Here is a 14,867-nt window from a genome sequence, read left to right on the forward strand (position 1 = left end):
TGATATCGGTCCCTAAGAGTCTTAATCCTAATTGAGCGGTCTCAAACTGAGCACCTGTGGGCACATTTGAGGCAACAAACTCAAGCGCTGGTGTCTTTTTTGTGTAATAACCGCCTGCCTTCGGGTCAAAAAAGCCCAGCTCAATCTCAGGAATCCTGAACCTGCCATCTGCGGTTGGTAAAAGCGGGTAGATAAATTTTCTTGTGCCGGAAAGCCTGCCGCCTGAATAACTGAAATTGTCCTTCGTCTCCGGTGTCAGAACCTTAAGACCAGGGATTTCTGGAAGACTGGGCGGGCCGATTAAACCCAGATTGCCGGTTCCGGTGATGGTGATTGTCAGGGTTATCGGCTCACCACCTGACGATGTATTACTGCTCAATCCCGCGTTTACCTGAAAAGAGCCAACACCACCGGTAAATGATTGGGGTCTATTTGTTTCTGGCAGAGGTTTCACCAAAACCTTAACCGGGTCTGACGATACTGAGAAAGGTCTTGTCTCCGAGAAAAAGAAGCCTGGTGTGACAACCTCGCCCTCAAGGCTCATCGCACCAATCTTCAGTTCACCGCTCTGGGTCGGAAAGAGCGCGGTTTTTCTTATCACCGCGGCATAATAACGCTTGCCCTTAAGGGTCTTAACCTCATAATCCAGTTGTTTTGGCTGGTAGATGTCATCTGCCCAGAATCCGGTTAAAGATGGCGGCTCCTTCAGATTCAGGCTGGCAACCTGTCTGGTGGTATAAAATGTCCAGGTTACCGTAATCTGCTCACCCTGATAAACAGTTGTCCGGTCCGGAGTGGCAATCAAGAGAAATTCACCTTCAGTTTCCGGTTCAGGCTCGCCAAACATATCAAAAGGGCTCTTAGTTCTTGGCTGGGCTCTTGGTTTCTGACCGGGTGCGGACTTCACCACCTGGATTTTTATCGGCTCGGTAGTATATTCAGTGTTGTTATAGACAATCCGGCAGGAACCAATTGTCAGCTCACCCAATCTCTTGGGCACGAGCGTATACACAAAACTGATTGCGGTCTGCTGCTGAACCCTGCCATTGATAATGGCGATACTGGTTGACTGAGACTGGCTTGAACCCAAGTTGTCAAACCCATCAAGCTCTGGCAGTTGGGGCCTCGGCACCCTGGCAATGTTTGCCCCTTCAACCGTAACGGTCAATTGAAATGGTTCGCCCAGGCCAACCGTTGTCCGGTCAACACTGGCGCTGAAATTAATCTCAGCACCAAACAGCACACCCCAAATCACCGATAGAATTAACAATTTTGCCTTTTGCATTGCTCTACCAGTCCTTTTCCACCTGTCTTCTTCCCTTTGGACGCCGCGCCTCCTTCTGGGTCTGTTTCTCCTTGTTTTCTATCGCCTGCAATATCCGCTCTGCCTGCTCTTTGTCCATCTGCCCCTGTTTTGGCTTAGGCTGGGGCTGCTGCATCTCTTGCTGATTTTCACCTGACTTTTGCTTTTGCTCCTGTTGGGTTGAATCCGGCTTCTGGCTCTGCTCCTGTTTTTTCTTCAGGCAGAACTCCAGGTTCTCCTTTGCCTGCCGGTCCTTGGGGTTTGCCAAAAGCGCCATCTTATAGGCGTTAATCGCATCGTCAAGCCGGTTCATCCGGAAAAATGTGTTGCCCAAATTGTAAAATGCCTGCGAGCGGACCAGAGGGTTTTTATCCACAATTGCAAGCGAAAGCTCCTGAACCGCCTCTGGAAATCTGCCCAACCGGTAAAGGGTGTTACCGATGTTATAGTGAATCCTCAGGTTGTCCGGCTCTAAAACCTCTGCCCGCTGATAAAATGAGAGCGCCTCCTCATATTTCTGCCGCTGGAAATGGCTGTTACCCGCGCGTCCGAGCGACTTCACATCTGCCCAAGCAGATGCAGTCAGGGTTAATAACAGCAGGATAATTATACCTTTCCTACTCATAACTTTATTTTCCTTTCTGGCAGCACCAGGGCAAGAAAAAGCAAAATAATACCGGCAAGGACAAACCCCTGATACCTCTCAACATAAGCGGCAAACTCACCCCCACCCAACTCCTCCTTTTCCAGGCGGTCAAGTTCTCCTGCCAGCCTTGAAGCGGAAAACCCCTCAAGCCGGTAGAACCTGCCACCGGTAGCCTGGGCAATCAGAATCAGCTTCCGCTCATCCATCCTTGAGACAACCACATTCCCGCTCTGGTCCTTTTTGTAAACCACGCCCCCTTCTCCTGTTTCAGGAATGGGCGCACCTTCAGGTGTGCTTATCGCCACGGGAAATATGCGCACACCCGCCTCCTTTGCCTGCATCACCGCGGCTTCGGTGTTCTTGCCCAGATCCTCACCATCGGTTACCAGAACCAGCGCCTTTGTCCCGGCAGATGGGTTAAAAAGGCTCATCCCGACCGCAATCGCCCTGCCAAAATCTGTGCCTGGCACTGGCATCAAATCTGGGCTGATGATATCAAGGAAAAGTTTTGCCGCCTCAATATCGGTGGTCAATGGACAGAGCACATAGGCATCACCGGCAAAGGAGACAATCCCAATCGCATTGCCGCCAAGTTCGTCAATCAAAGAGGAAAGCTCTGCCTTTGCCCGTGTTAGGCGGTTTGGTTTGACATCCTCGGCAAGCATTGACTTTGAGCCATCAAGGGCAATCACCACCGCAATCCCCTTGCCCTTGAAAAGCTGCAGCTTCTCGCCCCAGCGCGGACGGGCAAGACCAGTGATAAACAACAGCAGAGCGAGAAAAAACAGCACCAGTTTTAAGCCGGTAAGCAAACGGCTTTGCCCGGGGTTGAGCCGCACTAAGAGCGCCGGTTCAATCTCCTTGTGCAACCTTCTCCGCCGGATAAAGGTAAATAACAAAAATAGCAGCACCAAGACCGGCAGGCTGAAAAGAAGATAAAGATTCCCTGGCAGCGCCCAGTTAATCACCAAAGCCTCCCGAAGATTATAAGCGAGCCAATCGCACCGGCAAAGACAAAGAGGAGCGCCCAGAACAACGGTCGGTGCGCCAGTTCCTGATAGATTGTCCAGCGCCTCGTCTTGAATGTACTCGGCTCAAGCCGGTCAATCTCCTCATAGATTTTCTTCAAGGCTTCGGGGTTGGTCGCAAGGAAAAACTTGCCACCGGTGATGTCGGCAATCCTCTGCAAGGTCTCGGTATCAAGGTCAACATCAACCTGGACAAACCTCCTCCCAAAGAAAGGGTCATCAATCGGAAATGGTACCGGCCCCTTGCTGCCAACACCGATGGTATACACCTTGATGCCAAGTGCGGCAGCGGTTTGTGCCGCGGTCAAAGGGTCAATATCACCGGTGTTGTTTCTGCCATCGGTCAATAAAATCACCACCTTCTCCTTTGCCTTGGAATCCTTGAGCCGCGCGACCGCACTTGCCAACCCCATCCCGATGGCGGTGCCATCCTCAAGGATCCCGAACCGCAACCGGTCAATGATGTCATTTAAGATGTTGTGGTCAAGGGTCAAAGGGCACTGGGTCAGGCTGGTTGCGGCAAAAACCACCAAACCGAGCCGGTCCCCTTGCCGCTTGGAGACAAACTCCTTTGCCCTTTCCTTGGCAACGGTCAGGCGGTCATTTGGGGCAAAATCCATCGCCTGCATTGAGCCGGAGATGTCCAGACAGAGCATAATGTCAATCCCGCGCGTCTCCAACTCCTCAAACTGCCTGCCCTTTTGCGGTCGGGCAAGGGCCACCGTTGCCAGTATCAGTGCGAGCGAGTAGCAAAATAGTGGCACTCGGCCAATGATGCGCTCAAGCGGTGCCGGTTCAGGCAAAAGCGTGGTATCACTGTAACGCAGGTTAGCCCTCTTTTTCCTTAACTCCCACCACCACAATAACGGTAAAAGCAAAATTAGGGCAAAATAGCCGGGCGAGGCAAAGTGCATCATTTTGAACCTGTCTCTGCCGTGGCTGGTAGCGGTGTTGTCAGGTTAATCAGTTCCCGGGCACTACTGACAACCGCAGCCGGCTCTTCGGGCACAAACTTGGCATATTTCACCAAATCGGCATCAAGGAAGAAGGTGCTGAACCGCTCCAACTCAGCAACCTTTCTTGCCTTTAACTCACGGACAATCTCGGTTGTTGTCTGGTCAATTGCCGGGAATTCAAACCTGCGGGTCAGATATCTCTTGACAATTTCGGAAACGGTGTAATAAAGCCTTTTAATCTGCCCTCTTTTCACCCAGTCTTCAACCGGTAGCGCGTTCAGTGCCAAAAGCGCCTCCTCCCAGGGGGGTAGTTTTGGCACTGCTGCTTCCTTTTCTTGCTGATAACGCCGCCAAAACCTCAACCCGAAAAATGCCCCCACCCCTGCCAGTACCAGTCCGATAAAAATCCACAACGGCAAAAGATTGGGGAAGCCGAACTGCGGCTTGAGGTCGTTGATATCCTGCATCTTATCTGAAATCAGGCTCTTTATCTGCAGAGGAATTGAGTCTGATGCCGCTGCGCACAGCTCTCCCTTGTCCTGATAGGTGACCAGAAAAGGTGCCAGTTTCACATCACCAACAGTAAAAATCGCCAGGGTCAAATTGTAGACATCAACCGCAGTATCTCCTCTTAACTCAATGTGGTGCTTGTGACTGGTTACGGTCACCTCTTCCGGTCTGCTGCTGAAAGGTGGCGAGACGGTCAAATCCTTGGGGTGTTTTACGCTCAGACGCAGTTGCAACCGGTCGCCGATGGTGAGGACAGGAGGTTTTTTGATAATCTGCGCACTTATCCGCACCGGTCCGTCCTGAACCAGCCGGAAAGGTGCCTTTATTGAATCAGGTGGTAAGGAATCGGTCTGGGCAAACCCGATTACCAGAATCAGTGCCAAGAGTATCTTTGCCTTCATTTAACTTACCGATACCTCCTCGCCCTTTCCTGAAAGAACCGGTGCAGTTTGGGGGTAAACTCCTCACCGGTCTCCAAGGGAATAAAGTCTATCCCGAACCTCTGCAAGAGTTGCATCAGTTCGGTCCTGCGCGCCTTTTGCCTTTCCTGAAAGAACCGCCTTGTCCTTGAACTCAGGGTATTGACAAGAACCTGCCTGCCCGTCTCCGCATCCTCAAACTCCAAAAAGCCGAGGCTGGGTAAGCGGTTTTCTGCCGGGTCGTTGATACCGATGACAATCAGGTCATGTCTTTTGCTCACAACACCCAAGGGCTTTTCTATCCGCTCCGGAGAAAAACCCGGACCCAAAAGGTCCGAGATGAGAAAGACAATCGCCCGGCGCTTTAAGATGTGCATCACAAACTCAAGCGCAATCACCGGCTCGGTGCCATTGTGCTCGGGCTCAAAGTAAAGGATGTCCCGCACCAGGCGCAAAACATGAAACCTGCCCTTTGCCGGTGGCACATATCGCTCAATCCGGTCGGTGAAAAATACCAGCCCGACCTTGTCATTGTTTCTGATTGCAGCAAATGCCAGCGTCGCACCAACCAAGGCCGCCTGGTCAAGCTTAAATTGCCCCCTTGTCCCGAACCGGTTTGAGCCCGAGGCATCAACCAAAAGCAACACCAAAAGTTCCCGCTCCTCGGCAAACTGCTTGACAAACGGCTTGCCAAAACGGGCGGTCAGGCTCCAGTCAATCGTCCGCACATCATCACCTGGCAGATACTCGCGCACATCGGCAAACTCCACCCCCCTGCCCTTGAAACTGGAACGGTAATCACCGGCAAAGATGGTATTCACCAGCCTTTTTGTCCGAATTTCAACCTGCCTGATTTTGCTCAGCTCAATCCGCGCCGCCATAAATTCCGCTTTTGCGCCTGATTTGCCTTAAGGCACCTCTACACCTTCCAAGACCCGCTTGATGATGTCATCGGTTGTCAACTCCTCTGCCTCCGCCTCATAGGTCAAAATGATGCGATGGCGCAACACATCGTAGGCAAGTTCCTTGATATCCTCGGGAATCACAAAACCCCTGCGCTTGAGAAATGCGAGTGCGCGGGCAGAGTTCAAAAGATAGATAGATGCCCTTGGTGATGCGCCATACCGAATCAACGGTTCAAGGTCGCCAAGGTTATGCTCCTTGGGAAAGCGGGTGGCGAAGACCAGATTCAATATGTAATCCTTCAGTTTCTCATCCACATAAATCCTTGTGCACAGCTGCCGCGCGCGCAGAATCGTTGCCGTATCAACAACCGGGCTGGGCTTGGGCTCCTCACCGGCGGTCATCCGCTCAACAATCTGCTTCTCCTCCTGTTTGTTTGGATAGGAAATCTTCAGTTTCAAAAGAAACCGGTCGGTCTGCGCCTCAGGCAAGGGGTAGGTTCCCTCCTGCTCAATCGGGTTCTGGGTTGCCAGAACCAAAAAGGGCTCATCCAGTTTAAATGTCTCGTCACCAATCGTCACCTGGCGTTCCTGCATCGCCTCCAAGAGTGCGCTCTGCACCTTTGGCGGCGCGCGGTTGATTTCATCCGCGAGAATCAGATTGGCAAAGATTGGACCCTTGCGCGCCGTGAACTCGCCGGTGCGCTGATTGTAAATCTGGGTGCCGATGATATCTGCGGGCAAGAGGTCGGGTGTGAACTGAATCCGCTGGAAACGGGCTTTGATTGCCCCGGCAAGGCTCTTGACCGCATAGGTCTTGGCAAGACCGGGCACACCCTCAATCAAAATGTGCCCGTTTGCCAATAGCCCAACTAAGAGCCTTTCCACAAGATACTTCTGACCGACGATGACCTTACCGATTTCCGCGGTCAATGCCTGGACAAACAGGCTCTCCCGCTCTATCTCCTCGTGAATTCGTCTGATATCGTCCTTCAATTCATCCATTGCCCACTCCTTTTTAAAATGTGAAAACCCTGCGAAACGCAATATGATTTATTATAATAGACTAATCTAATTAATGAAAGGTTGCAAGGAAAAACAGGGGTTTAGTCCCAGAGCAAACTACCTGTTTAATAAAATCCAGCCCTCTTTCACAATTTCATATAATTCGTTATCCTTAATCCTCTGTAAAGCCCTTTCTTTTGTTTCTTTTTTTCTATCGTCTTGTGGGATATCATCTGCTGTAAATCTAACTTGCACCGTCTGAATCGCAATTTTAAGATTCTCTTTGGGGTCCAACGTCTCCCTTGCCGCCGTTAATTCATTAACAAAGTCGTCCTTATCCGCTTCGGCCTCCTCGTCGTAAAAAATCTGGTAAACTACATATGCCGTATCGGGTTTTCCATCACAGGCAGACGCTACCCGGTGCAGAAATTGATAAGGAATGCCGCCGATTTTGTCTAAATATTTGCAGGGGTCATTTATGACATCATCCGGAAGGTTACAAAATTCTTTCAAACAACCAAACCACCCTTCCAATACACTACACCTGTTATCAGCGTCTTTCCCTTTTCTGTACCATTTCCTTATGGGTTCGTACTCGCCGTATCGATTTCGTACTTTGTGAGTATATTCTTTATACTTTGCTTCTACTGCGATTTTGAATCCATCTCCAATAATCATCAAATCGGTCATTGATGCCTTTCCTTTGCCTTTTTTAACTGGCGTTGGGTATTCAAAGCAAAGCTGAATTGGTTGGTCTGGGCTATAATCAATATCCAAGTTTTTTAAGAATCCCCTTACTTTTAGCTCGTTTTTCCAGTACTGGAGCAACGGTAGGGTTGAAGTTTTGAGCGAGTTTATTTGCTTCACCGAAAACTGGTCAACAACCTCAGGAAATTCCTGCGGTTTAGGCTTCCCGTAATATAACTCTACTGACATTTTCCCTCCTTTTTACCATAAATTATCATTGTTGTCAAATGAACCATTCCTATCTGTCTTTTCGCTTTGCCCCTGATTTACGGCTGACTACAACCGCACTAACTTCTGCTCGTAATCCAGTACGACAAATTTCCTGCCCTTTTGCACCACCTTGTGCCCCTCATTTTCCAAGAGCCTCTTTTGCGCCTCTGCTCCGCCCGGATATTTTTCGTTAATCACCCCTCCCTGTTTCAGTGTCCGCCAGTAAGGGGTAATATCTCGCTTACCTTCTTTTGCCATCTCCTCAGCCGCGCGGGCGGCAATAGCGGCAAAGATACCGGTGGTAATCGGACAGCCGATGGTTGCCTTATGCCTCTTTGCCAGAATTTCCCGAATCTGGTTGATGGTGATGAGTTTCCCTTTCGGCACCATTCTCATAATCCCATCAACCTCAATCGGCGCTGGAATCACTACCGTATCACCCAATTTTGTCCCCCATCTTCCCGCCATCTTCGGCGTGATTTCAACCACCTTGGGCAAATCCTTACTCTCCCTCAGTTTCTCCTGCCAGGACTTCTGCATCCTCGCCACTTCTCCTCCTTTTGTGGCTCATATCTGGCTGCTAAAACCGAAAATTGACACCTAAATTGACCCAGAGAAATGCCATTCCCCATTCTGGATATTCAATCTGCCAAGAAGAAAAACCCTGCCGTGCCGGACCGCTTTTCCAGAGATAAACAAACCCGTCAATAACCGGGAATTCTACAAAAACCGAGTTAAAAAATTCCGTTTGGAGCCGGAAACCCGGGCCGAACGACACCGTCCGGAAATCATAGGTCTCGTTGTGTTTAATGACCGTGCGGTTATAACCCAGACCGGCGCTGACAATCGGTTTGAAGGAAATAAAACCCAGTTTCTTTTCCAGCGGATACCAGTCAAGATACAGCCTGCTCACAGTCAGCCTGCCGCTCAAATCGCCCTTATCGCCGCTGATAAACCGGTTTGACTGGAGATGCTCCTTTGACAGTTCAACATTAATCAGGAGTAATCGCCAGCCCAGACGGGGTTGGTAACCGAAAAGGGTCTGCTGGCCGCAATAAAAGGTGAGGTTGTCCGGACCGAGATTACGGAACCGGTTCTGCATCAGTTCTGACAACTCCACGCCCACATGCCAGATTATATTTTCCCTGTTTGCCCGCTCATTCGGGCTGCCATTAACCGGCAAAATCAGCATTGCGACCGTTATTAAGAACCGCATATTGAAACCGCCCATATCAGTTGAGTCTACTCATCGGCAAACCCTTTGCAACTTACTCAGGTTATTAAGATTTGTGTTCTCCTTGATTTGGGTGGTTGCGGGGATATCCTTTTGCAATGTTTTATTCACTCCTGCAACTGGTCATCCTCTTCTTTGTCATCTTTGACCCGCTTTTGAGTTTTGTGGTCTTCTTTGGTGCCACCGCAGGTATGAGCCCGCAGGAGAAGCGCAAAACCGCCATCCTCGCAGTTACCGTTGCCCTTGGCATCTCCCTTGTCTGCCTTGTTTTTGGCGAAAGCATCCTCAGGCTTTTCAACACCAACATTCAGGACTTCAAGATTGCCGGCGGCATCATCCTTGGCATCTTAGGCATCCAGATGTCCCTCGGTCAAACCGGCTCGGAAAAGGTGATGGGCACGCAGAAATCGGCAAAGGCAATCGCATCCATCATCGCCACACCCTTATTGACCGGTCCGGCATCAATCACCGCGATAATCATCAGCGTCCACGACTATGGCAGGCTTTTGACCGCTATTGCCGTCCTCTTAGTCTTGCTTTCTACCCTTGTTCTCTTTTTGCAGGCGCAGAGAATCACCCGCTTTACCGGCGAGACCGCAATGCAGGTTATATCAACCCTGATGGGTCTTATCACCCTCTCCTGGGGAGTAATGTTTGTAAAACAGGGCCTGGGGATATAAATAAAACCGCTCCCCTCATTTAGACCCCGAACAGTAGAAAGATTAACGCCGAAATTGTGCTTGCCATTATAAGTTATTGAATTACAAAATCATAAGCACTTTACGGCCATTAAAGGGGCTGGTCCCCTCCACCACCCCGGTTATCCCACCCCTTTTGGGCTTGCCCTGTGGTTCACCTGCAGTGATAAGCTCAACCTTCTTGAACCGGGTTGATAAACCCTAAGATGAAAACCCTTTCACCCACCTTATAGGTGGCAACATAGGCATCAACCATCTTCTCCTTACCCTCCTTTGTTAAAACCGTTACCTGATAACGGCTGGGTGCGGGCTTGCCTGCCGATCTCGCCTCTTCATACCCCTTTAGCCGCTCCTGCTCAAATGAGGGCAAAAGTTCTATAAAAGCCTTGCCCAACAACTCGCCCAGTTCATATCCCAAAATCTCGGCAAATCTATGGTTGGCATAGACAACCCTGCCTTCAGTTGCCAGCGCAATCGCATAGGGTGAACTTTCCAGAATCGCCCTGGTGTGGCTGAACTGCTCCTCTACCTGTTCGGTCAATTTCTTTGTCTCGCTCAGGTCGCGCGCAATCACTAATATTGCCGGTCTATTGTCATAGACAAATGGTGCACTGCGCATCTCAAGGGTAATATAACTGCCGTCCCTTTTTTTGAGCCTTTCCTCCATCGGCGGATTTGGTAAACCCAATGCCAGCACCTTTCTCAGCCGGCTGACCACCTCGGGCACATCATCAGGATGAAGCGCATCCACCACACTGATGCCAATCACCTCCTTGGAACTCTCATATCCCAAAAGCCTTGCCCCCTCCCTGTTAATCATCACCACCTTGCCATCCTGAATCACCCCAATCCCCATTGGCGCCGCCTCAAACAGCGCCTGATACTGCATCAATGTCTGGCTCAGCGCCCTTGCCATCTCCCGCTGTTCGGTAACATCCTGGGCAACCCCGATAACACCCAAAAGTTCACCCTCAACCCCGCGCATTGGCTCGACCCTTGCCTGAAACACCCGTGCCTGCCGGCTGAACTCAAACCCTGCTGATGCGCCTGATAAAGCCCGCTGATGCGCATCCTTAATTTCCTTTTTATCACCAAAAAGGGTCTGGATGTTTTTCCCTTCAACATCAGCAGGCTTGACGCCAATGCTAATAAGTCCAGACCCGGCTGCCGAGATGATATTAAACTCCTTATCGGTCGTCCAGACAATCGCCGGCAACTGCGAAAGAAACAGGTTCACCGCCGTCTCCCTTTTCCTCGCCTCAAAAACCGTCTGGCGCATCGCGGTGATATCATAGATAAAGGTAAGTATCAATGGCTCATCCTTGCTCTCCAAGAGCAGACTGCCGATGACAAACCAGAGCCTCCTGCCATCCGGCAGTTGGGTTACCACCTCTGCCTCATGATAATGTTTCTCTAAGAGCACCGCCCGAATCTGGGGCAGTACCGCGGCGATGTCACGAGGCACAACCACCCTCAGTTTTCTGCCGATGAGTTGCTCGCGCCCAACCCCAAAAAGTTTCCCTGCCCGCTCATTTGCGGCAACAATCGTGCCGTCAAGTTTCTCAATAAACTGGGCTGCCGGCATCCAGTCAAACAACTGCCAGAACCTCTGCTCAGCAGTTTCCCGCGCACGCTCCAGTTCCCTCTGAGCGGTCAAATCCCGGCAGACCGCAATAACCCTCTTGCCCCTTTGGGTCTCGAGCAACTCTGCCCTGACCGCAATGGTTTTCTCCTGCCCGGTTTTGCTCTTTATCAAAATCGTCCCCTCTTTTTCGCCTTTCCGCAACAGCCTCGTCCAGAACGCCTCCGCCTCCTTGAACCGCTCCGGATGAATGAAATTCTCCACCGACTGCTCAACAATCTCTTCTGGTGCACCTCCGGCAATCTCAGCACCAGCCTGATTTATCTCCAGGATTTTCCCCCTTGTTGAAAGGACAACCACCCCATCCGTACTGAGCCGCAAAAGCAACTGGTATCTCTTTTCCGCCTCCACCGCCCCTTCGGTCGGTTGCCAGAAAGGGGTAACATCCCTCCCAATGCAGACGATACCAGTCACCTTCCCATCCCCCTCCTTGCCCGCGGTGGCATAAAGGTAGAGTTCAACCCGGGTTTTGTCCTTACGCAACGCCTCAAAACCAGCGGCAAAATCCCTGCCTGAAAGAACCTCTTTCACATCAAGCCCGGCCTGCGGAAAAATCCCCTTCAGGGGCAGAGCCTCAACCTCGGCAAACCTGTACCCCAGAACCCTTTCCGCCTCTCTGTTCCAGTAAATTATCCTGCCCTGGGTATCGAGCCCGATAACAATGTCTCCGGGTTGAATCTCAACATTCTTGAATGGTAACCCGGCTGCCTGTCCTTTCTGCTTTTTAGGCATTACCCGCAATCTCCTCTGCCATCTTAACGCCCCCTCAAGGGTTGTCAAACTTTTTCGGAAAGAAATTTAAGAGGAGTGCTAAACTGTTGCCGGTCGGTAATACTTCTTAATATAAGCCTCGCGCACCCGCTTCAGTTCTGAACTCGGGAAAATCCCTAACAGTTCCCAGCCCAAATCAAGGGTCTGTTCAATCGTTCTGTTCTCATATTCACCCTGGGAGATATAACGCTCCTCAAAAATCCGGGCAAACTTCATATAAACCCTGTCCATCTCCGAAAGCGCCGCCTCACCCAAAATCACCTGCAGCTCCTCCGCCTCCTTGCCGCGCGCATAACAGGCGTATAACTGGTTGAACAAATCCGCATGGTCCTCGCGCGTCTTGCCCGCACCAATCCCCTTGTCCTTGAGCCGGGAAAGCGAAGGCAGAACATCAATCGGTGGCGACACATTCTTCAAATGCATCGCCCGGGAAAGGATAATCTGCCCCTCGGTAATATAGCCGGTCAAATCTGGAATCGGATGGGTCTTGTCATCCTCGGGCATTGTCAGAATCGGCATCATCGTGATTGAGCCCTTGCGCCCCTTTATCCTGCCGCAACGTTCATAGATTGAGGCAAGGTCGGTATAAAGATAGCCAGGAAATCCCCGCCTGCCCGGAATCTCCTTTCTCGCCGCTGAAATCTCCCGGAGCGCCTCGCAGTAGTTTGTCATATCGGTAAGAATCACCAGGACATGCATCCCCAGTTCAAAGGCAAGATACTCGGCAGCGGTCAGGGCGCTCCTGGGTGTGGCGATACGCTCAATCGCCGGCTCATTTGCAAGGTTGAGAAACAAAACCGTCCTTTCAATCGCACCAGACTGGGTGAAGTTTTGAATAAAGAAATCCGCCTCCTCAAAGGTGATACCCATTGCCGCAAAAACCACCGCAAAACTCTCCTCCTTTCCCAGAACCCGTGCCTGACGGGCAATCTGGGCGGCAAGCCGGTTATGGGGCAGACCGGTTCCAGAGAAGATGGGCAGTTTCTGCCCGCGGACAAGGGTATTCAAGCCATCAATTGCCGAAACACCGGTCTGAATGAACTCATTCGGATACTCGCGTGCATACGGGTTTATCGGCGCGCCGTTGATGTCTGCCCGCCTCTTCGGAATTATCTTTGGCCCTCCATCGCGTGGCTCACCCAAGCCATCAAAGACCCTGCCCAAAATCTCCTCAGAAAGGGCAATCTCAATCCCCTTGGCAAGAAACCGCACCCTCGCCTCAGGCACATCAATGCCCCTTGTCCCTTCAAATACCTGAATCAGCGCCTTATCCTTTTCCACCTCCAGAACCTGACCCCGGCGCCTCTCACCATTGGGTAGGGTAATCTCAACCAGTTCCGAATACTTGACGCCGCTTACCCCCTCCACGAGCAAAAGCGGTCCGGCAATCTCTTTAACGGTCTGATACTCCTTAATCATAACTTCACCAACCCCTTTATCTCAGCCTCAACCTGCTCACGCAAAGCCTTTATCGCCTCATCCAGTTCTGCCTCACTTAGATACTTCATCCGTGCGATCCGCTCCCTTACCGGCAGGTTTTCAATCATGTTGATGTCCGCACCTTTGGCAAGCGCCCCTTGTGCCTGTTCATAGAAGAAGAGCACCACCGCCAGCATCAGCGCCTGCTTTTTCAAAGAACTGTAGGTGTCAACATCATGGAATGCGTTCTGGTGCAGATAGTCCTCGCGTAGCGACCTTGCCGACTCAAGAATCAGCCGGTCCTCTGCCGAAAGGGTGTCCTTGCCCACCAGTCTGACAATCTCCTCAAGTTCCGCCTCCTTCTGCAACAGCGCCAGCGCCTGCCGGCTGTTTTCCACATACTCATGCCCGGCAACCCTCTCCAGAGCCTCGGCAAGCGCATCGGTATAAAGCGAATAGGAGCGCAACCAGGATATCGCCGGAAAGTGGCGCTGAAATGCCAGTTTGTCCTCAAGGGACCAGAACACCTTAACCACCCTTAATGTCGCTTGTACAACCGGGTCATTTAGGTCACCACCAGGCGGCGATACCGAACCAATCACGGTCAGCGCGCCCTCCATCCTTTCTCCCTTGTACTTACCCAGACAGACAACCCTGCCTGCCCGTTCATAAAACTCGGCGATTCTCGTGGCAAGGTATGCCGGATAACCCTCTTCACCTGGCATCTCCTCCAACCGCCCGGATATCTCCCTCATCGCCTCTGCCCAGCGCGAGGTTGAATCCGCCTGCAGCGCCACCGAATAGCCCATATCCCGGAAGTACTCTCCAATCGTGATGGCGGTATAAACCGATGCCTCCCTTGCTGCCACCGGCATATTGGAGGTGTTGGCAATCAAAACCGTCCTTTTCATCAACGGCTCGCCGCTCTTCGGGTCCTTGAGCCTCGGGAACTCCAAAAGGACATCGGTCATCTCATTGCCGCGCTCACCGCAGCCGACAAAGATGACAATCTCGGCATCAGACCATTTTGCCAGCTGGTGCTGGATAACCGTCTTCCCCGAACCAAAAGGTCCGGGCACGCAGGCGGTCCCGCCTTTGGCAATGGGAAAGAAGGTGTCAATCACCCGCTGTCCGGTCAGAAGCGGCATCTTGGGCGCAAGTTTTTCCCTTACCGGGCGGGGCTGACGCACCGGCCAGCGCTGCAACATCGTCAGCGGTTTTTCACCCGCCTGTGTCCTGACAACGCAAATTGTATCGGTAACCCGAAAATCCCCTTCATTAATTGCAACCACTTCACCGGCAACCCCAGGCGGCACCAAAATCCGGTGCTTCACCAAAACCGTCTCCTCCACCTCACCCAACACATCCCCGGGCTCA

14 protein-coding genes are annotated in these 14,867 nt (G+C 51.6%); 1 reads left to right on the plus strand and 13 read right to left on the minus strand.

The window, feature by feature from the left end; all coding sequences use genetic code 11:
* From ABIK47_06550 to ABIK47_06595, 10 genes are all read right to left on the minus strand, one after another.
* A partial coding sequence (locus tag ABIK47_06550; protein ID MEO0020276.1) for a BatD family protein occupies positions 1 to 1,285 on the minus strand: 1,285 nt, incomplete at its 3' end.
* A 4-nt stretch (positions 1,286 to 1,289) separates the two neighbouring features.
* Entirely contained in the window at positions 1,290 to 1,928 is a 639-nt protein-coding gene (locus tag ABIK47_06555) for a tetratricopeptide repeat protein (protein ID MEO0020277.1), read from the minus strand.
* The gene (locus ABIK47_06560; GenBank protein ID MEO0020278.1) at positions 1,925 to 2,917 is read right to left on the minus strand and encodes a VWA domain-containing protein; all 993 of its coding nucleotides are present in this window, start codon (positions 2,915 to 2,917) and stop codon (positions 1,925 to 1,927) included. Before ABIK47_06560 ends, ABIK47_06555 begins: the two co-directional genes overlap by 4 nt.
* Complete coding sequence (locus ABIK47_06565) at positions 2,914 to 3,894, minus strand: VWA domain-containing protein (GenBank protein MEO0020279.1); 981 nt, start codon at positions 3,892 to 3,894, stop codon at positions 2,914 to 2,916. The genes ABIK47_06560 and ABIK47_06565 overlap by 4 nt, the downstream gene beginning before the upstream one ends.
* Positions 3,891 to 4,844: a hypothetical protein gene (locus tag ABIK47_06570; GenBank protein ID MEO0020280.1), complete on the minus strand. Its 954-nt coding sequence runs from the start codon at positions 4,842 to 4,844 to the stop codon at positions 3,891 to 3,893. The genes ABIK47_06565 and ABIK47_06570 overlap by 4 nt, the downstream gene beginning before the upstream one ends.
* Before the next feature lie 5 nt (positions 4,845 to 4,849).
* A complete protein-coding gene (locus ABIK47_06575; protein MEO0020281.1) occupies positions 4,850 to 5,743 on the minus strand; it encodes a DUF58 domain-containing protein in 894 nt (297 codons plus the stop codon).
* 27 nt (positions 5,744 to 5,770) lie between these two features.
* On the minus strand, positions 5,771 to 6,760 hold the full coding sequence (locus ABIK47_06580; protein MEO0020282.1) for a MoxR family ATPase: 990 nt from the start codon (positions 6,758 to 6,760) through the stop codon (positions 5,771 to 5,773).
* 126 nt (positions 6,761 to 6,886) lie between these two features.
* Complete coding sequence (locus tag ABIK47_06585) at positions 6,887 to 7,705, minus strand: hypothetical protein (protein MEO0020283.1); 819 nt, start codon at positions 7,703 to 7,705, stop codon at positions 6,887 to 6,889.
* 87 nt (positions 7,706 to 7,792) lie between these two features.
* Positions 7,793 to 8,266, minus strand: a complete 474-nt coding sequence (locus tag ABIK47_06590) for a hypothetical protein (protein ID MEO0020284.1) — start codon at positions 8,264 to 8,266, stop codon at positions 7,793 to 7,795.
* A gap of 40 nt (positions 8,267 to 8,306) precedes the next feature.
* Positions 8,307 to 8,942 (minus strand): hypothetical protein, encoded by a 636-nt coding sequence (locus tag ABIK47_06595; GenBank protein MEO0020285.1) that lies wholly within the window; start codon positions 8,940 to 8,942, stop codon positions 8,307 to 8,309.
* 116 nt (positions 8,943 to 9,058) lie between these two features.
* Here ABIK47_06595 and ABIK47_06600 point away from each other — a divergent pair, with 116 nt between their 5' ends.
* On the plus strand, positions 9,059 to 9,640 hold the full coding sequence (locus ABIK47_06600) for a MarC family protein (protein MEO0020286.1): 582 nt from the start codon (positions 9,059 to 9,061) through the stop codon (positions 9,638 to 9,640).
* Positions 9,641 to 9,830: 190 nt separating this feature from the next.
* Here ABIK47_06600 and ABIK47_06605 read toward each other — a convergent pair whose 3' ends face one another.
* The 3 genes from ABIK47_06605 to ABIK47_06615 form a co-directional block, all read right to left on the minus strand.
* Positions 9,831 to 12,032: a PAS domain S-box protein gene (locus tag ABIK47_06605; GenBank protein MEO0020287.1), complete on the minus strand. Its 2,202-nt coding sequence runs from the start codon at positions 12,030 to 12,032 to the stop codon at positions 9,831 to 9,833.
* A 78-nt stretch (positions 12,033 to 12,110) separates the two neighbouring features.
* Positions 12,111 to 13,490, minus strand: coding sequence for a V-type ATP synthase subunit B (locus ABIK47_06610; GenBank protein MEO0020288.1), 1,380 nt, complete (start codon positions 13,488 to 13,490; stop codon positions 12,111 to 12,113).
* Positions 13,487 to 14,867: V-type ATP synthase subunit A (locus ABIK47_06615; protein MEO0020289.1), on the minus strand; the 1,381-nt coding region annotated here is incomplete at its 5' end. The genes ABIK47_06610 and ABIK47_06615, both read right to left, overlap by 4 nt.

The organism is candidate division WOR-3 bacterium, assembly GCA_039801245.1.
Lineage (GTDB): Bacteria > Hydrothermota > Tepidihabitantia > Tepidihabitantales > Tepidihabitantaceae > JAOABP01.